This is a genomic window from Achromobacter semiaridum (assembly GCF_053543755.1).
Window position 1 is genome coordinate 121654 of the sequence record NZ_JBLVOL010000015.1, and the last position, 19758, is coordinate 141411.

Below are 19758 nucleotides of genomic sequence, written 5' to 3' on the forward strand. Positions count from 1 at the left end.
CGCCCCACTATCCCCTGAAACGCGCGGGGGCATTATCCCCGGGCCAAGAAAAACGGGCCCGTGGGCCCGTCTTGGCAAGAGACCTTGCTTACTTGCCCCGCTTGGCGCCGGGGCCCGCGTCAATCTGGGCTTGCTGGGCCTGAAGCGCATCGATCTGGCGCTGCAAATCACGCAGTTGCTGGCGCACGTCCTTTTGCTGGTCGGCCAGCGCCGTGGCTTCCTGGCGCGACTGTTCCTGGCGCGCCGCCACTTGCTGTTCCTGCTGCATGCGCAGCGTGCGGTCGGCTTGCAGCGTGCTGAGTTGCTCATTACGGCTGGCCAGCAGCTTTTCGGCATGCGCGTATTCGGCTTGCAGCTTGATGCGCTTGATGTCCACTTCAGCCAGGTCCGCCGATTGTGCGGCGAACGCGCGGTAGGTGGATTCAGCCTGTTTTTCAGACAACGTCTTCAGGACGCGCCAAAAGTCCTTCTGCTGGAACAGGGCCACGTAATAGGTCAGGTCGTCGGGCTTGAACAGCAGGCTGGCGCCGTACGTGCCGTTGTAGGCCGTGCGCAGCTCGGACACCTGGCGCGCCTGGATCAGGCCTTGCAGTTCGGCCACCGTGGACGCAGGCCGGGCGGGCGCAGCGGGCGGGGCCACGGGCGGGGTTACCGGGGCGTCCGCCGCCTTGGTATCTTCGACCTGCTTAACCGTGGGCCGTGGCGCTTCGGATTGAGCGCTGGCGCACGCCGCCAGGCCGGACAACGCCGTGCCTAACAGCGCCATGCGTGTGGCGGCACGGATAAATTGGACGTTCATGCCTTCCCCAAAAAAATCGTTGCGGAACTATAGCAATTTATTTCGCTCACGGTTAATCCGCTTACATAGGCCGCGGGCGATTTGTCGCCCCCTAGGGGCTTCCCCAATTGCAGGATCAGGAGGCCTCCACGACGCCTTCCGCCGTTTCGCCCTGCCCGCCTCCCAGATGCAGCTTGCGCATTTTTTCCCATAGCACTTTGCGGCTGATACCCAGCGTGTTCGCCGTGTCTTGCCGACGCCAGCCGTTGACGTCCAGCGCCGCCAGGATGCGGGCACGTTCGGCGCGCTCGGCGTCGGTGAATACCGGTGGCTCGCACAGCGTGCTGCCGGCGCGCAGGGGTTCGGCGATCTGGTCAAAGATGCGCGCAATGCGCGATTCATCCCAGGCGCCGAACTGCCGGCGCATGATGGCCACGCGTTCGGCCACATTGGACAGTTCGCGCACGTTGCCGGCGTAGCGCGTGCGCGCCACACGGTCCAACAGCCATTCCGGGGGCTCGCCCTCGCAGCCCAGCCGACCCAGCAGCGCGCGGAATATGGCGATTTTTTCTTCGCCGCCCCGCTGTTCAAGATTCGGAATTCGCAGTTCGATCACGGCCAGCCGGTAATAGAGGTCGGCCCGGAATTCGTCTTGCCCCACCAGCACACGCAGGTCTTTGTTGGTTGCCGCGACCAGGCGGAAATCCACCGGAATTTCCACGCTGGAACCCAGCCGGGTCACCGCGCTTTGCTCCAGCACGCGCAGCAGTTTCACCTGTTGGTATAGCGGCAGGTCGCCGATTTCATCCAGGAACAGCGTGCCGCCGTTGGCTTGTTCGAAATAGCCTTTGTGGGCGCCCACGGCGCCCGTGAAGGCGCCCTTGGCATGTCCAAAGAAATGCGCCTCGAACAAGCCTTCCGGGATGGCGCCGCAGTTGACCGCCACGAAGGGGCCGTCGGACCAGGCCGCGCGGTCATGCAGCAGGCGCGCGATGCGTTCCTTGCCGACGCCGGTTTCGCCGTGAATCAAGGCATTGCTGCGGCAATCGGCAAACATCTCGGCTTCGGCCAGCAGCGCGCGCATGGGGTCGGACACCGCAATCAGGGGCTGCTCGCGCTTGGGCGCCGACCGGCTGAACTGCTCCAGCGTGCCCAGCAATTCATACAGCAGCTTGCGCAGGTCGGCCGTGGTGAATGACAGCGGCAAGGTGTAGGAATATTCGGGCGGGTAATAGCGGGGATCGCGTCCGCGCGCTTCGGCGGACACCCAGATCACCGGCATGGCCTGCGCCGACAGCCAGTCATAGCCGCTGAATCGGTTGTCGCCCATGACCGACACCGACACCAGCGCGACGGCCGGGCGGCCCGGGTCGCGCGGCGGCGGGAAGGCGGTGCCCGCGTCCGCGCGCACCAGCGTCACGTCCATGCCCGCCAGGCAGCGCTCGGCGCGGCTGGCGATGTCGGACGTGCCTTCCCAGACGTAAAGATCGAACTCATCGCGGGCGAATTTCTGAGTCATGGCAGCAACCCTGCCGACAAGGATTTAGCAGCGATCAAAGGCATCTTCATCAGTACACCAGGCGGGGCTGCCCGCAATCGACGGACAGCAGCGAAACATCGGTCTGGCCCACGCTGACACCCAGCAAGTCCAGCAGCTGTTGCAGCGCGGCTGACAAGGGGGTCAGCGCCGGCTGCAAGAGGTTCACCACGATGGACAGCACGCCGCCCACCTGCGAACTTCCACTAAGCGCCTGCGCGGCCACCGAATTGATCCGGCACGTGCGGATGGCGCTGGGGGTGAGCCCCAGCGCGCACACCACGTCATTAAGGGGCGCCACCAGCAACGAGGTCAGCAGGTTGCCAACCAGTTGCAGCGTGCCGCCCAGCACGCCCGTCAGCCCGCCCGTGGTCAGCCGGGTGCTTAGCTGGTTGAGCGCGGTGGAGGACCACTGCATGTCGTTGTAGACCTGCGTAATCGACTTGCCCGCGCTGCTGCCGCCCCCGCCGACCAGGCTGGTGGCCAGCGCCGTGCGGTCCGCGGCGGACAAGGGCGTTCCCGTGCTGTACAGGTCGCCCAGAATGCCGCCGATGACGGCGTCGGACAGGTTCGAGGCCAGTGCACCCAGGTTCACCGACGTGGCGGTGACCGTTTGCGTGGAGGGCGTGCCGGGCGGCTCGGTCAGCGTTACCGACACCGGCGCGGCGGAATTGAAGACGGGCAAGGTCACCTTGGCCGTCAACGGCAGGATGCCCAGCACGTTCAACACTTGATGGCGTTGGATGGCCGCAAACGCGCCGGGCTGGCAGCTGTTGGTCAGTGATACGAAATTGGCGGCGTTCTGGTCGGTGCTGGACGTCATGCCCGGGAAACGCCCCAGGCAGATATTCGCCAGCGACGAGGTCACCGCGATGGTGGCCTGATGCTGGGTCAGCGGTGCCTGGCACAGGTTGGTCAGCGTACCGGTGGACTGTGCCACATCGATGATGATGGGCAGGTCGACGCGAGTGCCCAGCGTGTTCGCCAGCAGCGGTCCCACCAGCGGAATGTTGCTGGTGCTGACGCGCAGGTAAACGCGGATGCCCGCGCTGGTGGCCTGCGTGCCGATACCGCCAACGGCCAGGGTGGGCGGCTCGACCACGCGCACCCGGGCGTCCACGCCCAACAGCGGCACGCTCAAGCCCAGGTTGATCAGGTTTTGGCCGTTGGCCACGACCAGCGCGGTTTCCAGCACGTTCAGCGCGTTGACGTTCGCCGACAGCGCGCCGGTCGCGTCCCCGCCCACCACCGACAGGTTCAACACGCCGCCATTGCCGAACAGTTTCACCGGCAGGTTCAGCGGCATCACCGCCAGCACCGTGTTGATGGCGTTGCTGACCAGGCCCACATTGGCGCCCGCCGTGCCGCTTTGGTTGACCACGGTAAGGGTGGCTTGCAGCAATTGGCCCAGCGTCAGGTTGTTGACGGCCGCCAATTCAGCCGGCGTGCCCACGCCCGTGGCCACGGACAGCGGCAGGCCCAGCGCCTTGAGCAAGCCCGCGGGCGTGATGTTGACGCTGGCCAGCCCGGCCGCATCCAACACATCCAGCTGCGCGGGCGTGGCGCCTACCGTCGACAACAGTTGCGACAGCAGGCCGCCGCGTTGCAGGCGCAACAGGCGCGAACCCACCATGAAGGCGGCAACGGGCTGGGTATTGGTCGCCACCGCATTCACCGAGACGGTGGTGCTCAAGCCCAAGGTGCCGAACAGGCTGGCCAGTTCCTTGCGGATAGTCAGGCGCACCGCGTTCAGCGCCTGTCCGCCGGCCGGGTCGAAAACATGCATGCCCGAGGCGTCGGCACGCGTGGAATCCCACAGCTTGCACTGCACCGTGATGTCGGCGGCCGTGAAGGTGTCGAAGATGTTAGGCACGTTCGCCAACGCCGATGCCTTGCCGGCCGAGGTGGCGCGCGTGCAGTCGGCCGCCGAACCCATGCCCAGCACCTGCACCGCCGTCAGGGCGGCCAGGTCCGCCGCCTTCTGAATCTCGCGCTTCATGTAGTAGCCATAGCCCAGCTGCGCCACGCCCAGCATCGCCACGCCGACCAGCACCGCGAACACCACGGCCACGGCCATGCTGCCGCGCTGGCGCGCCAGGGACACACGACAAAAGGGTTGGGCTGGGGCTGGCATGATCGGGCAATCCTGAAGTCGCCATCAGCTGGCAACGAAGTGGGCGCGGGTCAGTTGGTGTTCTTGGTTTCGACGCGCTTCTGGAAATAATCCGGGATGGGGTGCGAGAAACTTTCCAGATATCGATTCCATGCGGCCGTGGATACCGGCCCCAACACGGGCAAGGCATTGCCGGCGCGGCGGCCATCGGCCTGCGCGGCCAGCAGGCCACGGGTGACGTCGCCAAACGCTTCCTCGGGCGCCGCCGTCTGCGCTGCCTGGGCGCTGGAAGCGCCTTGGGTAGTGGATGTCGCCTGGGCCGTCGGCGCCGTGCCCGGCTGCGGCATGGGGCTTTGCACCTGCTGCACCACGGGGCGAGCCGGCAGCTGCGCTTGCGGCAAGGGCTGCGCCGGCGCAGTGGCCGCTGCGCCACCCGACATGCCACCGGTCAAGGGCACGTTCGACTGCGCCACAGACGACATGGGCGCCAGCACGGCCAGCACTGCCGCCAGTGCGATGGTCAGTGCGCAAGGCAATCCAGCAGCCGAGGCAGCGGGCAATGCAGCAGGCAAGGCAAGCGCCGATGTGCATGCCCCTGCCGAGGGCACAGCGCGGGATGCGAAATAGCGGGTCGTGGACATGGATATCGTTCCTGATTCGGGTTAGCGCACGATGGGCCCATTGCCCAGGCCATCCATCAACGGGCTCATCACCGGCAGGACAATGCCGCCGCTGGACACGCGAGTCGTGGACGCATCGGCCGCCACGGGCACCGCGGCGGATGCGGACGTGGACGTCGACGTGGAAGTGGATGTGGACGTGGGCATGGACGTGGCTGTGGGCATCGGCGGCCGCTGCACGCGGATGTCGGAGGCCATGCGCAGCACCTGTCCGCGCGCTTCCTCGCTGAGCCTGGCCTGGTCCATCAGGCGTTGCGCGCGCGCGGGCTCGCCTTCCACCAGCAACAGCACCGCCAGATTGGCAAGCACCTTGCCGTTGTCCGGCGCCAGTTCAGCGGCCTGCCCCAAGGGCACGCGCGCCCCCGCCGGGTCGCCGGCACGCAGCCGTGCATAACCCAGGTCGCCCAGAATGCGCGCGTCCATCGGCGACAGCTTGGCGGCGCGCGCAAAGTCGTCGGCGGCTTGATCGAACTGGCCGCGCGACCCGGCGATCAAGCCCAACCCGTGCCAGCCATCGGCCGCCTGATCGGTGGACAGCAACGCGCGATACGCTTGCTCGCTCATGGCCGTCTGCCCCGTCTGGCGCAAGGCCTCTGCGCGCAGCACCGCCACCCGCGCGTCGTTGCCGAACTTCTGCTGATACGCGTCGATATACGCCAACGACGCGAAATAGCGCTCTTGGCGCTGCGCCTCGACAATCAGCGACACCATCATCTCGGGCTCTTTGGGACGCCGCTTGGCGTCCGCGTCTTCTTCCTTCTGCCGCGCCAGCGCCTGTTCCTGCTGTTGCTGCTGGATCAACTGCCACGCCGATTCCGCGTTATTGGTCTTGCATCCCGTCAAGCCGGCGCCGGCCGCCAAGGCCGCCGCCACCAGGGTCCACCGCAAGGCGCCCCCACCCTTCTTGATCACGTCCGCCATTACATGCCCCCCATGCGTGACATGCCACGCAATACCGCGATAAACCCCGCGCCGCCCGTCACGATCAACAGGGCGGGCAACAACGTCACGATCATCACTCCAGTCATCTTCACGGTGGTCTTGCCGACCTTCTCCTTCAATTCCAGCCGGCGCTTGTCGCGCAGGCGTTCGCCAAACCGATTCAGGGGTTCCTGCACGGCGCCGCCATGCTGGTCCACCTGCGCGATCAGCCGGCAGATGGCCGACAGATCATCGTTGTCGAAACCCGTAGCCAGCCGCGCCAGCGATTGCTCGCGCGTCCGCCCACGCACATACAGCTCTGAAGCCAGACGCAATTCAGACGACAGCACCGGCAGCACCTGCGCAAATTCCTTGATCAGCACCTGCATGCTCTGGTCGATGGACAAGCCCACCCCTTGCAGCAAGCGCAGCAAGTCGATCAGCAGCGGCAGTTCGTCGCCCGCCATGCGCTTGCGGCGCGCCAGCCGGCGGCTGACCACCCACTTGGGCAACATGTAGCCGATGGCAAAGCCGAAGAACGCGGCGATGAACACGCCCATCGAGGAATCGGTCAGGTGCTTGCGCAGGTCGAACACCACCGCGACGATGGGCAGCACGATGGCCAGCCCGAAGCGTGCCGCGACAAAACGCGAGCGCGCCGTGCCGGTATTGGCATAGCCCGCCATGTCGACCATCTTGCGGTCCTCGGCGGCCAGCAAGGTGTCGGCCAGCCGCCCTTCGCTCAGGCGCTTGCCGAACGCGTCGGCCATGCGCGCGGCCGACGAAAACCGGCCGCGTCCCGTGTCGGCAGGCGCGCCCGCCGCGGCCGCACCGCCCTGGCGCGTGGCCAGCGCCTGATCAATGACCTGCCGGCTACGGCCCTGCCCGCGCAGGCGCCGCGCCATGCTGACGCCCAGCACCAGCAACGCGGCGGCCACCAGCATCAGCGCCGCCGCCAGCACGGTAGAGACATCCCAGGATTGCAGCATCTGCATCGTTGCCTTCCCTTAAATCGACTTGGCCATGCGATACAGCCAATAGCAGCCGCCTATTTGCAGCACCACGGCGGTCAGCAGCATCTTGAAGCCCAGGGGGTCTTCCCACAGGCCCATGAACAGCTTGTTGTTGGCGACGATGATGAAGCCGGCGATCCCCACCGGCAGCAGCGCCAGAATCCATGCCGACAGGCGCACTTCAGCCGAGCTTGCCGTCAGTTCATTGCGCGCCTGCGCCACGTCGCGCATGAACGCGGCCATGCGTTCCAGCACCTGGTCGCTGCGCCCGCCGAAGCGCATCGCCAGCGACACCACGGCCGCCACCATGTACAGCTCTTTCAGGCCATACATGCGCGACACCTGCACCAGCGCCGCGTCCAGTTCCTTGGCCGACCGGCTCAGGCTAGCCGCCGTTTCCACCACTTCCAGCAGCGGTTCGTCGGTGGTGGCGGCGGCTGTCTGGAACGCCGCGCCCATGCTGTTGCCGATGGTGATCAGGCGCACGATGTTGTCCAGAAAGGCGGGCAGCTGCGCAATCATGCGGCGCCGGCGCTTGTCGGCCCGCAGCCACAGCAGGAAGTACATCAGCACGGCCAGCATCACGAACGACACAACGCCCGACAGCGGCCCCAGGAACACCCAGGCCAACACCGCGCCCGCCACCACGGGCACCGCCGTGCGCAGATAAAAGCCCGGGCTTTGGCGCACGCCCGCCAGCAACAACAGCCGGTCCCAGCTGGAAAAGCCGCTGCGCATCGCGCGCCCGCCTTCGGCAAACGGTGCTTCTTCGGGCGTTTCCCGACCGCGCTTGAGCTGGTTTTCCAGAAACGCCGAGCTGGCCGCGCGCCGCGCGCCGCTGTTGGCATGACGCCAAAGCAGCACCGCGCCCGAAGCCATCACCAGCGCCAGCGCGCCCAGGATCAAAGCGTCTTGCATCAGCGCCTCCGGCTCCAGAACCCCCCGCCACCGCCATCGTTGTCGCCGGACGGGTTGTCGTTGACGCGCTGCTCGTTGCGCAGCTTTGCCAGCTTGGGCGTGTGCGGGTGGATGCCCAGCCAATTCCAGCGGTCTTTCTCTTCGCCCTCGGGCGTGGTGAAGACTTCGTGGCGATACAGTTCCTGCGTAGAGATGACGTTGTCGCCCATGCCGGTAACCTCCGTCACGGACAACACGCGCCGCTTGCCGTTGGACAGGCGGCCGATCTGCACAATGAAGTCCAGCGCGCTGGCGATCTGGCGGCGCAGGCTGTCCTCGCTGCCCTGGAACCCCGCAAAGCCCGCCAGCATTTCGATCCGGTACAGGCATTCGCGCGGCGAGTTGGCGTGGATGGTCGCCATGGACCCTTCGTGGCCCGTGTTCATCGCTTGCAGCATGTCCATCACTTCCGCGCCGCGCACTTCGCCCACCACCACGCGGTCGGGGCGCATGCGCAGGCTGTTGCGGATCAGTTCCCGGATGCTGACCGCGCCGCTGCCGTCAAAGCCGCCTTGCCGCGACTCCAACCGCACCACGTGCGGATGGTTCAGCGACAGTTCGGCGGTGTCTTCCACGGTGACCACGCGTTCCGTTTCCGGTATGAAGAACGCCAGCGCGTTCAGCAGCGAGGTCTTGCCCGAGCTGGTGCCGCCGGACACCAGCACGTTGCAACGGTTCTTCACCGCCTCGTGCAGCAGCCGGTAGATGTCTTCGTCGAAGGTGCCCAGTGTCAGCAGATCGGCGGGCTTGAGCGGGTCCTGGCGGAACTTGCGGATCGACACCATCGGGCCGTCCACGGCCAACGGTTCGATCACCACGTTCAGGCGGCCACCATCGGGCAGGCGCGCGTCCACCATGGGGCTGGACTCGTCCAGCCGCCGGCCGATGGGCGCAAGAATGCGGCGCACGATGCGCAGCACATGCTGGTTGTCCGTGAAGCGCAGCGTTTCGCGCGCCAGCACGCCGCGCCGCGAGACGAACACGTTGTCGTAGCCGTTGATCAGGATGTCTTCAACGGCCGGATCGGCAAGCAGGTCTTCCAGCGGCCCCAGGCCGGCCAGTTCCTTGGTCAGCGCCTCGGCGATCAAGCGCATTTCGCCTTCGTTGATGGGCACGCGCCGCAAGCGTACAAAGCTTGCGACTTCGATATCGACGAACTCCTGGATGGCCGATCGCGCCCAGCGGCCGAACTCCGCGCCCAGTTCCTCGATGCGCGACAGCAGGTGTTCGTACGCCGCCGTCTTCACTTCCTGAAAGCGGTTCGACGATACAAAGCCCTTGTCGCCGTCACCGCCGAATTCTATGGTCGCTGTCATGATCATGTCGGATTCCGCCGCCGTCCCGTGTCGCTTGCCGTTAACCGACGATCATGCGGCGGTGCACGCCGGGCAGCCATGTGGCCAGCCAGCTAGCCCGCCCGCCGGGGGTGTTTTCTTCCGCGCTGAGTTTTTCCGCCAGGGTCTGCACCGCGCGCACATAGACATCGCGCTCGGCCTCTTCGTGCAGCAGGTGGCCCTGGTTGGTGCATACCATCAGGGCCAGCGTGCGGTCCGGCAGCGTGCCCACCAGATCCAGTTGGAAGCGGTCGGCAATCTGCTGCGCCGTCATGCCGTAGCGTTCGTCGTAGCGGTTGACGATCAGGCCCAGGCTGCGGCGGTCAACATGCAGTTGTTCCAGCTCTTGCAGCAGGCCGGCCAGCGACACCAGCGCCCCGACGCTCTGGTCCGTCACAATCCAGTTCTGTTGAGACGAGCGCGCCAGGCCCGCCACGAATTCCGGGTTGGTGAACCCGCCCGCATCCGCTACGACCACGCCGAAGTGTTGGCGCAAGCGCTCGAACACCAGCAGGGAGTCGGATTGCGAAACGTCGCGCATCTGGGACAGATCGCGCGGCAGCGCCAACACGCTCAGACCGTTGTTGGTATGGGCCATCGCCGAACCCAACAAGGTGGAATCCAGCCGGCGCAGGTTGCGCGCGGCTTCCGCAAAGTCAAAGTCGCTACCGATATTCAGGTAAAGCTGGCAATCGCCCACCGGCCAGCCCAGGTCCATCAACGCTACGCGGCTGGCCAGGGGCAGCAGGGCGCCCGACTGTTCGGACGGCTTGACGGGCTTGGCGCCGTTGGCGCTGGCGCGTGCAACGTGCGCCTGCTTTAAGCGGTCTTGCACCATGCCGGCCAGATGCACGGCCAGCGTGCTGGTGCCCACGCCCGGACGCGCGCCCAGCAGCAAGACGCTGCGCCGCGAACCATCCATGCGGCCACCCCCGGCCGGCACGTCTAGCAGCCGCAGCACCACTTCCTTGACTTCCTCGGGTGCGACCGTGGGGTCCACGAAATCGCTGACGCCCGCACGCAGCGCCGCGATGGCGCCTTCGGGCTGGCTAAGAAAGCCGACCGCCACTCGCGGCACCGTGGGCGCGATACGCGCCAGCAAGCGTGCCAGCTCGGCGGATTTGAACAGCTTGCCCGGTTCGTCCTCACTAAGGGTGAAGTCCAGGAAAACCACTTGCGGTCCGATCTCGGTCAAACGCCGCGCCAACTGTTCGATGCTGGGGGATTCCTGGGTCAACATGCCCATGTCTCCCAAAGCCTGTCCAAGCTGCGCGGCGACGCCATCGCCTTTTGAGCAAAACAGGAACCGCTTGCCGTTTTGCAGGCCAACCCACTCGCTGGCATGTGTCTTCATATTACTCACCGTGAAAAGCCCGGCATTTGCTGCCCGCCTACCGGGCCCATCAGGTAATAGCCCCAGGCATTGAAAGTTGAATCTGCTGCTTCTTGACGGCCGCCTGGCAGCGGCAGCGTCACGCCGCGCGCAATCGGGCGCACCAGGCGCGGCGTCACGACGATGACCAATTCGGTGTCCTCTTGCGAATAATCCACGCTGCGAAAGAAGGCGCCGATGATCGGCAGGTCGCCCAGCATGGGCACCTTGTTGACCATTGCCTTGGTCTGGCGCGACACCAGGCCGCTGATCACGAAGCTTTCGCCGTCGCCCAATTCCACCGTGGTATCCGCCCGGCGCGTGCGCAGCGCGGGGATGACGGTGTTGGCGTCAATGGAGATGCCGTTGCTGTAATCCAGTTCACTGGCCTCTGGCGCCACCTTCAACGAGATGCGATCGCGCGACAGCACGGTCGGGGTCACCGTCAGGCCGATACCGAATGGCTTGAAGGTCACCGTGGTGGTGCCCAGGCCGCCCGCTTCGGGAATCGGCAGTTCGCCCCCTGCCAGGAAGCTGGCGCTTTGACCCGTCAACGCGACCAGCGTGGGTTCGGCCAGCACGCGCGCCATGCCGTTGCTTTGCAAGAGGCGCAGGCGCGCCGAGAAATTGTTCGTGTCATAGAACAGCGAGAAGCCCGCGGCGATCGGGCCGCCCGGCGTGAACCCCAGCGGCGAGGCCAGCCCCGTCGGGGATATGGCGCTGGCGCCGGCCCAGGGGCCATTGCTGGCGGCGAAATTGATGCCTGCCTGCTTCATCACTGACCGCGACACTTCCACGACCTTGACCTCGACCTGCACGACGCCGCCCGCACCGGCGGTGGACACGTCCACGACGTTCTTGTCGCCCACGGCCGCGGCGGCAGCCTTGGCCGCGGCAATCTGCGCCAGCGGGGTATCGGCGTGGCCGGACACCACCGCGTGGTCGCCCGCGATATCCACGTTGGGGCCGCCCTGCACGCCGCGGCTGGCCAGGGCCGCCTGCACCGACGTGGCCACGCGCACGTTCCAGATCTGCGGCGTGGGGCTGCTGCCCGTCCATATCTGCAACTGTGTCGTGCCCGCCTTTTTGCCGTACAACAGCAGCGAGCCGGCGCGCTTGCCGGAGGGGGGAAGAATCTTCACGTCGGCCACCTCGGGGTCGCCGATGGCAATGCGGCTGGGCGCCGCGCCATCAAGCATGAGCGATTGCTGGCCCTTGACGGCCACCGCGATATCACGGACCGGTGCATTCGCCGACGCCGTGGACGCGGCGCCCTGGGCCAGGCTTGGGGCACCGTATGTCATTGCCGCTGCGGCCGACAGGACGCAGATCATGGTGGTGCGCTGATATCTTTTCATTGTGCTGGATCTGTTTGCTTCTAATGGTCCAGCCGCGGGCGGCACCTGCCACGCGCAGCCAAGTTCAATAACGAACGCGCTCGGATTTGTCTCCCCGCACGATTTCAACGGTACGGCCGCCGCCGCCGCCACTGCCGGCCGTGGGTGCCGACACCCGGCTGGCGGGCGCCCGGGCGGCCGGCGTGGCGCCTTCAAGCTGCACCAGGCTGTCGCCTGCAAACGCGCGGTTCGGACCCGTCAACAAGGCTTCGCGCTGCGCGGGGCTCAGGTCAGCGCGAGTGGGCAAGACCGTGCCGCGCCTGGCGAACAGCGTGGCGTCGGGCACGGCGTCATCGCCCACCGGGCGCAACGCCAGTTGCAGACGGCCGGCACGGCTGGCCAGGATCAGTTCGTTGATCTGTTCGACCGGCACCGCCAGCACCGCTGTACGCGCCGGCTGCCCGGGGCCTTGTTGCAGCACCGATTTTTCTTCGGGGCCGTCCACCGAGCTTTTGCCAAAGGCCAGCACGCGCAACTGCGATTGCAGCAAACGGGCCTGGCCGCCGGAAATTTCCTGGCCTTTTTCCACCATGAAGAACACGTCCACCAGGTCTCCGGGCGCAATGCGGTTGCCGCCGCCGACCACTTCGTCAACCGCGATGGCCACGGCGCGTTCGCCGGGCTTGAGCTGCTTGGCCAAACCTTGCGCCAACAGGCTGGGAACGATGGGGTCACCCGCCGCGATGTCCACGCGCGCAACAGCGCCTTCCAGCGGAGCCGGGGTGTTGAAGCTGTTGGAAAGAGCCACCTGCCATTGCGCCACCGTCAGCATTTTTGCAGCGTCGATTCGCGTGCCGGCCGGAATGACTTCCTTGGCCACAACCACATCGTGCAACGTCACTTGCGGCGCGGTCGCCGGCGCCGGCGCGGTGGCGACCGGTGACGGATTGGCGGGCGGCGGGCCGGAATGGGACGCCAGGCGCCACGCCAGGAAGGCCAGCACCAGGCCCGCCACCAACAACACGCCCGCGATGATCTTGCTAATACTGCTCATGGTGTCCCTTGCGATATCTGCACGATGGCTGTCGACGACAACCTGCTGGTAACCCAGTTCGTGTTCGTGCCGGGCAGCATGACGATGAACGATCGCAATGTGGCCAGCAGCGGCCAGGACTGGGTGTTGTAGGTCATGGCGACGGTGGCGCAATTAGCCACTTCGCCCCCGGATCCGGCCCAGGCGCAGGGCGCGTTCGTGGTGGCGCACGCCACTGCGGACCCGGTCGAGAAAACGCTCATGGCAGCCGAACAGGCATCGGCCTGGACGTTGGCGCTGCCGCTGATCTGCGCGTGCACGGCGGCGCGCGCGCCCTCACCGGCGGCGGCGGCCAGCTGTTGCTGCATCCAGAACAACACGCCATAGCCCACCACGGCGCAGATGAAGATCAGCAACATGGTCAGGGTCAGCGACAGTTCAAGCGCGGCAATGCCGCGTTGGCGCGGTGGCGCAAAACGGGTTCGTGGCAGCGCCATGTCAGCCTCCCACGCCCAGCGTGTTGCCCAAATGGACCGTGGCGCGCGCGCTAAGCACACTGGTGGACGGCATCAACACGGTCTGCAACAGTGGAAACGACGGGATCAACGGATGCGCGCCGTAGGCATACGACACCGTCACTTCAATTTGATCGGCGGCCAGCGGCTGACCGCTACAGGTGCCGCCCGCGCTGCTGCTTAAGGCGCCGCCGCTGCCGCAGACCGCAACCTTGATCGGCGCGGCGGACATGGACGACATCCAGGACGCAATATTCAATGCGGTGTCGCGGCCTGCATTGGCACGCGCCGCCAGCGACGTGGTGCCCGCCTGCCATTGCAGGACCTTGCGGGCGCCGTCCTGCGCGGCCAGCGTGACGGAATTCTGAGCAAGAAACACCAGCCCGTAGGTCAGGATGCCGTAGAGCACCAGGAAGAACACCACGAATACCAAGGCGAATTCAAGGGCATAAGAACCACGCTGAGCGCGCCAATACCCAGGTACATGGCATACGGAATCTGGCGCAGCCGGTGCGACACCGCCCAATAGCGCGCCACCACCACATACGCCAGTGCGTGCAGCCCGGCCAACAGGCTTGCCAGCACCATCACCAGCACCAAAGGGGCAAACCCCATCGCCAAACCCAGGATGGCGATCGCCTTGATATCGCCCGCGCCCATCAGGCGCCGGCCCCAAAGCGGCAAGAAAAGAATGGCGGCCAGAAAGCCTGCCCAACACATCAGCCATCCCGTCCAGAGAGGCGGATACGACCATCCAGGCACGAGCGCGGCGGCGGCAAGCCAAAGCAGCTGTGCCACGAAGCCCACCACGATCAACGTGTTGGGTACGCGGCGATAGCGCAGATCGTTGTAGATCAGCACCACATTCCAGCATGCGAACAACAGCAGCCACAGCACTTCCCCTGGATACAAGGCAGGACCTTCTGATCAAGCAGATTCAACGGCAGGCTTGCTCGTCCAGAAGAGCAAAACCCGTGTCAAGCAAGCAAACTCGGCCTTAAGCCACGTACCGCGATGGCCCGACACGTTGGGTCATAGCGGTACGCGTTAGCGCGCTAGGGGGTCAACCCCCGTTTGCGGTATTGAGCTTGGTGCCGAGCCCCGTGAACATGTCGCCCAGGGCGTCGGTGAACGTCCCCACGGCAGCGATGAGGGCCACTGCCACCAGACCCGCGATCAACCCGTATTCCAGGGCGGTGATGCCATCTTCGTCGTTCCAGAACTGCGCAAGTTTCGCTTTCATGTCGAGCTCCTAACACTCGATTGATAATTGAGCCGATCCGCGTTGCGGTGCCGACCCCCTATTCCCGGTATTTGCCGCGTTCGAATGAAAATCCGAATGCATACCGGGCCCTGCTAGCCCGGCCCCAATGTGGAGCCGGGCGCCTTGCCGGGTTCGGCCACGGGCGCCGATTCAATAAATGAGTCAATACGCTGCGCCATGCGTGAGCGGAAACGGCTGGACGCGCGTTGCAGTTGCCAACGCATGATCAGCAACATGACGGCCGACAGCACGAACGCGATATAAGGCAGCATCACCCCGCCGATTTGCAGGCTGGACGCTTCGCGGGGCGTTGAACAGATAACCGTGCCGGCCGCCGCGCCGGTGTAATGCATGCCGCAAACAGCCACTGCCATCAAAATGGCCGCGCCGCCGCGTTGAAACTCGTTCTGGGTATTGAACGCCAGCCACAACGCGGCCGAAGCCGCAATTACGGCGATAAGCACCGATAAAACGACAATGGGCAGATTCCAAAGCAGCACCGCGGGCATGCGCATCGCGCCCATGCCCAGATAGTGCATCGCCGCCACGCCAAGGCCGGCAGCCATGCCACCCACCAGGCAGCGGCCAAAGGTGAAGCGTTCGCGCCCCACATACCAGAATGCCCACCCGGAAAACCCGGCGGCAACGAAGAAACTGAGTATGGTCAGCCCGACCTGATAACCGACATCGAAAGGCAGGTTCTGCGCCTGCATGCCGATGAAGTGCATGCTCCAGATGCCCACGCCGCCCATGGCCACCGCGCCGATGATGATGTAACCGATGCGCAGGTCGCCGTCCTGCGTTTCTGTGCGGATGCCCGCCGCTGCCAGCAAGGCAACGTACGAACCGAGTACCGCCGTCAGAAACGACAAGGCGACCAGGCCGCCATTGAACGAGAGCGGAACAATATCGCCCGGGTTCATGAAAGGCCCCGACGAAACAGCGGCAAACGGTGAAGCGGGATCGGTTGATCGCGCCAATGATTACTGGGGTGATGCGTGCCCATCTTGTGGACTCCCGGTGGCTCATAACCGATGTGTTTTTGAAACGTTTATATAGTCTTATCTATTAACATTTAATACACATCAGGGTTTACACGTATATTCGCAGCACATTGACCACCGACATGTAACGAATACAGCAAAACTAAGGTGAACCTAATAACAATCCCCTAGTTAACCCTTATAAAAGTTAAATATTTTCTTTCATGAGAATGTCTATATGTTGTAATCCCGTCGTGCCCGATCGGTCACACTGAAATAATTTGTTGTTAACTCCGTGCACTGGCACCATATTGCCTACGACACGCTGAAGCAATTCTTACCAACGCTGTGTCCCTATATCGATTCAGTATTCCCGCAATATCGAATACTCATCGGGACGGCGTTGGCGGATACAGAGACACACTGGCAATGAGACGTACGTACCCGGCAAGTTCGCTTACCCTCGCCCTGATCTGTACGGCCTTCCTAAGCGCTCCCGCGCGCGCGGATGGCCCTTTGCGAGGCAACCCCGTGGATTCGGTCCCGCAGCTGGAAAGGCCACCGGGCGCCACCCAACCACCTCCCGTCGTGCAAACGGCCACCCCCGAGCAATTGGCATTGCAGGCGCGGCTGGCTCAACGCATCGTGCCCCGCAATTTCGATGTCAGCGGCGTGCATGCCATTCCCTTCGACGAGGTATCCGCAATACTCAGCCCCTTGTCCGGCAAGGAAATCAGCCTGGGGGAATTGGTCCAGCAGGTCGATAAAATCACGCAGCTATATCGCGACAAGGGCTACCCCCTTTCGTTTGCACTCGTGCAGAACCAGACATTTGCAAATGGCCTGGTCGTGGTCACCGTGGTCGAGGGGTTCATCAGCAATGTGCGCATCGAAGGCGATATCGGTAACGCCCAGGATCGCCTGGACACCCTGGCAGGACCGTTAAAAGAGGATCGCCCGCTTAAGCAGGCCACGCTGGAGCGACAGTTGAATCTGATGCGCACGGTGCCGGGCGTTAAATTCACACCCAGCCTTGATTTACCGCGCCGCGCCGACGGTGCCACCGAACTGGTATTGAGCGCGACCCGGCATCCGTTCAGTTTGACGGGTGGCGTGGCCGACTTGGGTACCGGCATGCAGCCCTTGGTCAATGTGGGCGCCAGCAGCCTTACCCCATTGGGTGAACAAGTCAAACTGACCGCGGCGGTACCCTTCAATACCGACGACGTGAAATATGTAATGGGCGAAATCAGCGTGCCCATCGGCGCTGACGGCCTGGCCGTGAAAGTGGATGGCTACCACTACGACGCCAAGCCCAAGGACGACGCGATCGAATATCTGGGTTTTGAGCGACGCGTGAAAAACGACCGCATCGGTATCGGGGTCAGTTACCCGATCCTGCTGAGCAACACGCGGTCGCTGACGGGCACGGTGGGCATGTACGCCGCCAATTCCAAAGACCGATATGAATCGCGCAATGCCGACCTGTGGTTGCAGCAGGATGCCCGCGTGCGCGCCGCGAATATCGAATTACGATATATACAGTTGTCGGAAATCCAAACAACCGACATAACCGCCAGCGTGTCGAAGGGCTTCGATGCGGCGGGGGCAAAGAAGGACATCTCGAGCAATTACGGTTATTCCGCCACGCCGATTCTTGACCTGGATTTCACCCGCTATAACCTGAACGCCAAACAGACTATCGCACTGCCGGCCCAGTTCGGCCTCACCTTTTCGGGCGCTGCCCAATATTCCAGCAATATATTGCCCTCGTCCGAGCAGATCTCTTTTGGTAGCTGGCGTTATGCAATGGGATACCCGCAAGGAGAACAAAGCGGCGACAAGGGCGTGGGCGTATCCGCCGAAATCAACCGGCGCTTTGGCACCGGGTGGGAATACCTGTCGGCCGTCCAGCCTTATGCCCTGATCGACTATGCGCGCACCTGGTACAACAACAAGGGCTTGCAAGAGCTGAACCAGCGGCACCTTTCCTCGGTAGCGCTGGGGCTGCGCTTTACGGACGATAAATACTATCTGTTCGATTTCAACGTGGCCAAGCCAATCGGATCCGCTACGGTCAATAACGACCGCGACGTGCGCTTCAACGCCAACTATTCGCTGTTCTACGACGCGTTCTGACGCACCGGATACCCGACCCCTTTGGCGCCTGCTCCGACAGGCGCTTTTTTTTGCCCGGCGATCAAAGGCAAAAGCGGGCTTATTTGCGCCTGTTCCCAACACCGCGTTACGTAACGTCGCCCGTAACGTAACGTCGGATAACCGGCCATTCGTAACATTCGCAGGCTTTTTATGGTCGCAAAAGTGACTAATTCCCAAGCCTGGTAGAAACCCTGGAACTATTCATACCGCCTTGAAAATAAAGGTCTTTTTCCACCAACACAGGCGCAGATCCACGCAATATCGGCGTTCTTGAAAAATCTTGGCACGGATTATGCATGTAGAGCGGTACCGGGCGGTTTCAACGCCTGATCTACCAACCCCGAGGAGCTCGCCATGATGTCCAAGATTGAAGCCAACCGCATTCAACGCATTTTGACCGCCACCGTCATGGCCGCTGCTGTCGTCAGCGCGCTGGCCGCTTGCGGAAGCAGCGGTGGTAGCAAGAAAACCGCCGGCCTGCCCGGCATCGATATCCCAACCAACCCCGGCGGCACGAATCCCGGTGGCACCAATCCCGGCGGCACGAATCCCGGCGGCACCAACCCCGGCGGCACGGACCCCACCAATCCCGGCGGCACCGACCCCGGTAATCCCCCGGTCAATCCGGTGACGGCAGGCTTGCTGCAAACCGGGCTGGGCAACACCGGAAACGCGCTGGACAACACCCTGCCGCTGAATTTGGGCCCGACGCTGGGTGGCGTGGGCAAGGCGTTGGATCCCACCGTGGAACCGGTGGTCAATACCGTGGTCGGCCTGACGCAGCAAGTCGGGGCCACGACGGGGCTGGGCGCACCCGTAGACGGCGTCACGACCCAAGTGGGCGGCCTGGTCAGCGACCTGGGCGGCACCGTCAAGAACGCCGGCCTGCCTGGTGGCTTGAGCCCCGGCCTGGGCGGCCTGGTGGACGGCTTGGGCAAGACGGTGGCGGGCGCCGGCGACCTGCTGAACGCGGATCCCGCCAACCCCAGGCCGCTGACGTCAGTGCTGGGCAACGCCACGAACTCGGTGGGCGCCTTGACGGCGGGTCTTTCCGGCCAAGGCGGTTTGCTCAACCCGGTTACGCAACTGGTGGGCGGTGTGACGGGCGGCGTGTTGGACGGTTCGTCCAGCCCCGTCTTGCAGCCGGCCCTGTCGAATGTTGGCAAAACTGTGGACAACGTACTGCCGCTGGGGCTGCAACCCGCACTGGGCGGGGTGGGCGGCGCGCTGGACGTGAACGTTGCGCCGATCGCCGGCACGGTCACCAACCTGACGCAGCAAGTCGGGGCCAAGACGCAATTGGGCGCCCCGGTGGCCGGCCTGCTGACCAGCCTGGGCGGGACGCTGGCCGGCGCGGGCGGAACGTTGCCGGGTAACACAGCCGGCCTGAACGGCGTGTTGCAGGGCCTGGGCGGGGCGGTGGCCAGCGCGGGCGGTCTGGTCCACGCCACGCCGGGCAATACGAACCCGCTGGGCTCCACGTTGGCGAACGCGACCGGCGCCGTGGCGTCGGTGACCGGCGCACTGGGCCTGGGTGGCGTGACGGGTGGCGTGACCGGTGGCGGCACGGGCGGCCTGCTCAGCCCGATCACCGGCATCCTGGGCGGCGTCGGCGGCGTGGGCGGAACGCCCGCGGCGGGCGGCGTGAACGGCCTGTTGGCCCCGGTGACCAGCTTGCTGGGTGGCGTGACGGGTGCGGTCGGCGGTGCTACGGGCGGCACGACGGGCGGCGCGGCCAACGGCGGTTTGCTGGGTGGCTTG

At 64.7% G+C, this 19758-nt stretch carries 18 protein-coding genes; 2 read left to right on the forward strand and 16 right to left on the reverse strand.

What is annotated here, in order from left to right; translation table 11 throughout:
• Positions 1–88 precede the first annotated feature (88 nt).
• The 16 genes from ACNPP0_RS04845 to ACNPP0_RS04920 form a co-directional block, all read right to left on the reverse strand.
• A complete protein-coding gene (locus ACNPP0_RS04845; protein ID WP_448705155.1) occupies positions 89–799 on the reverse strand; it encodes a DUF2968 domain-containing protein in 711 nt (236 codons plus the stop codon).
• 115 nt (positions 800–914) lie between these two features.
• Positions 915–2297 carry a sigma 54-interacting transcriptional regulator gene (locus ACNPP0_RS04850; protein ID WP_448705156.1) on the reverse strand — a complete coding sequence of 461 codons (1383 nt, stop codon included), beginning with the start codon at positions 2295–2297 and terminating at the stop codon, positions 915–917.
• 49 nt (positions 2298–2346) lie between these two features.
• Complete coding sequence (locus ACNPP0_RS04855) at positions 2347–4449, reverse strand: TadG family pilus assembly protein (RefSeq protein WP_448705157.1); 2103 nt, start codon at positions 4447–4449, stop codon at positions 2347–2349.
• A gap of 50 nt (positions 4450–4499) precedes the next feature.
• Positions 4500–4910, reverse strand: coding sequence for a DUF3613 domain-containing protein (locus ACNPP0_RS04860; RefSeq protein ID WP_448705165.1), 411 nt, complete (start codon positions 4908–4910; stop codon positions 4500–4502).
• Between the two features lie 180 nt (positions 4911–5090).
• On the reverse strand, positions 5091–6029 hold the full coding sequence (locus ACNPP0_RS04865) for a tetratricopeptide repeat protein (protein WP_448705158.1): 939 nt from the start codon (positions 6027–6029) through the stop codon (positions 5091–5093).
• The gene (locus ACNPP0_RS04870) at positions 6029–7024 is read right to left on the reverse strand and encodes a type II secretion system F family protein (protein ID WP_332612004.1); all 996 of its coding nucleotides are present in this window, start codon (positions 7022–7024) and stop codon (positions 6029–6031) included. Before ACNPP0_RS04870 ends, ACNPP0_RS04865 begins: the two co-directional genes overlap by 1 nt.
• Positions 7025–7036: 12 nt before the next feature.
• Complete coding sequence (locus ACNPP0_RS04875) at positions 7037–7960, reverse strand: type II secretion system F family protein (protein ID WP_448705159.1); 924 nt, start codon at positions 7958–7960, stop codon at positions 7037–7039.
• Entirely contained in the window at positions 7960–9321 is a 1362-nt protein-coding gene (locus ACNPP0_RS04880; RefSeq protein ID WP_332612002.1) for a TadA family conjugal transfer-associated ATPase, read from the reverse strand. Before ACNPP0_RS04880 ends, ACNPP0_RS04875 begins: the two co-directional genes overlap by 1 nt.
• Positions 9322–9355: 34 nt before the next feature.
• On the reverse strand, positions 9356–10696 hold the full coding sequence (locus tag ACNPP0_RS04885; RefSeq protein WP_332612001.1) for a pilus assembly protein CpaE: 1341 nt from the start codon (positions 10694–10696) through the stop codon (positions 9356–9358).
• Complete coding sequence (locus tag ACNPP0_RS04890) at positions 10693–12063, reverse strand: type II and III secretion system protein family protein (RefSeq protein ID WP_442880372.1); 1371 nt, start codon at positions 12061–12063, stop codon at positions 10693–10695. The genes ACNPP0_RS04885 and ACNPP0_RS04890 overlap by 4 nt, the downstream gene beginning before the upstream one ends.
• A 64-nt stretch (positions 12064–12127) precedes the next feature.
• Entirely contained in the window at positions 12128–13096 is a 969-nt protein-coding gene (gene cpaB, locus ACNPP0_RS04895) for a Flp pilus assembly protein CpaB (RefSeq protein WP_448705160.1), read from the reverse strand.
• Positions 13093–13572, reverse strand: coding sequence for a TadE/TadG family type IV pilus assembly protein (locus ACNPP0_RS04900; protein WP_448705161.1), 480 nt, complete (start codon positions 13570–13572; stop codon positions 13093–13095). The genes cpaB and ACNPP0_RS04900 overlap by 4 nt, the downstream gene beginning before the upstream one ends.
• Before the next feature lies 1 nt (position 13573).
• Positions 13574–14014, reverse strand: a complete 441-nt coding sequence (locus ACNPP0_RS04905; RefSeq protein ID WP_332612062.1) for a TadE/TadG family type IV pilus assembly protein — start codon at positions 14012–14014, stop codon at positions 13574–13576.
• Positions 13981–14502 carry an A24 family peptidase gene (locus ACNPP0_RS04910; RefSeq protein WP_448705162.1) on the reverse strand — a complete coding sequence of 174 codons (522 nt, stop codon included), beginning with the start codon at positions 14500–14502 and terminating at the stop codon, positions 13981–13983. The genes ACNPP0_RS04905 and ACNPP0_RS04910 overlap by 34 nt, the downstream gene beginning before the upstream one ends.
• Positions 14503–14653: 151 nt before the next feature.
• Positions 14654–14833, reverse strand: a complete 180-nt coding sequence (locus tag ACNPP0_RS04915) for a Flp family type IVb pilin (RefSeq protein WP_332611996.1) — start codon at positions 14831–14833, stop codon at positions 14654–14656.
• A 113-nt stretch (positions 14834–14946) separates the two neighbouring features.
• Positions 14947–15777 carry an MHYT domain-containing protein gene (locus ACNPP0_RS04920; RefSeq protein ID WP_332611995.1) on the reverse strand — a complete coding sequence of 277 codons (831 nt, stop codon included), beginning with the start codon at positions 15775–15777 and terminating at the stop codon, positions 14947–14949.
• Between the two features lie 489 nt (positions 15778–16266).
• Here ACNPP0_RS04920 and ACNPP0_RS04925 point away from each other — a divergent pair, with 489 nt between their 5' ends.
• A complete protein-coding gene (locus tag ACNPP0_RS04925; RefSeq protein WP_332612061.1) occupies positions 16267–17976 on the forward strand; it encodes a ShlB/FhaC/HecB family hemolysin secretion/activation protein in 1710 nt (569 codons plus the stop codon).
• A gap of 375 nt (positions 17977–18351) precedes the next feature.
• A partial coding sequence (locus tag ACNPP0_RS04930) for a collagen-like triple helix repeat-containing protein (protein ID WP_448705163.1) occupies positions 18352–19758 on the forward strand: 1407 nt, incomplete at its 3' end.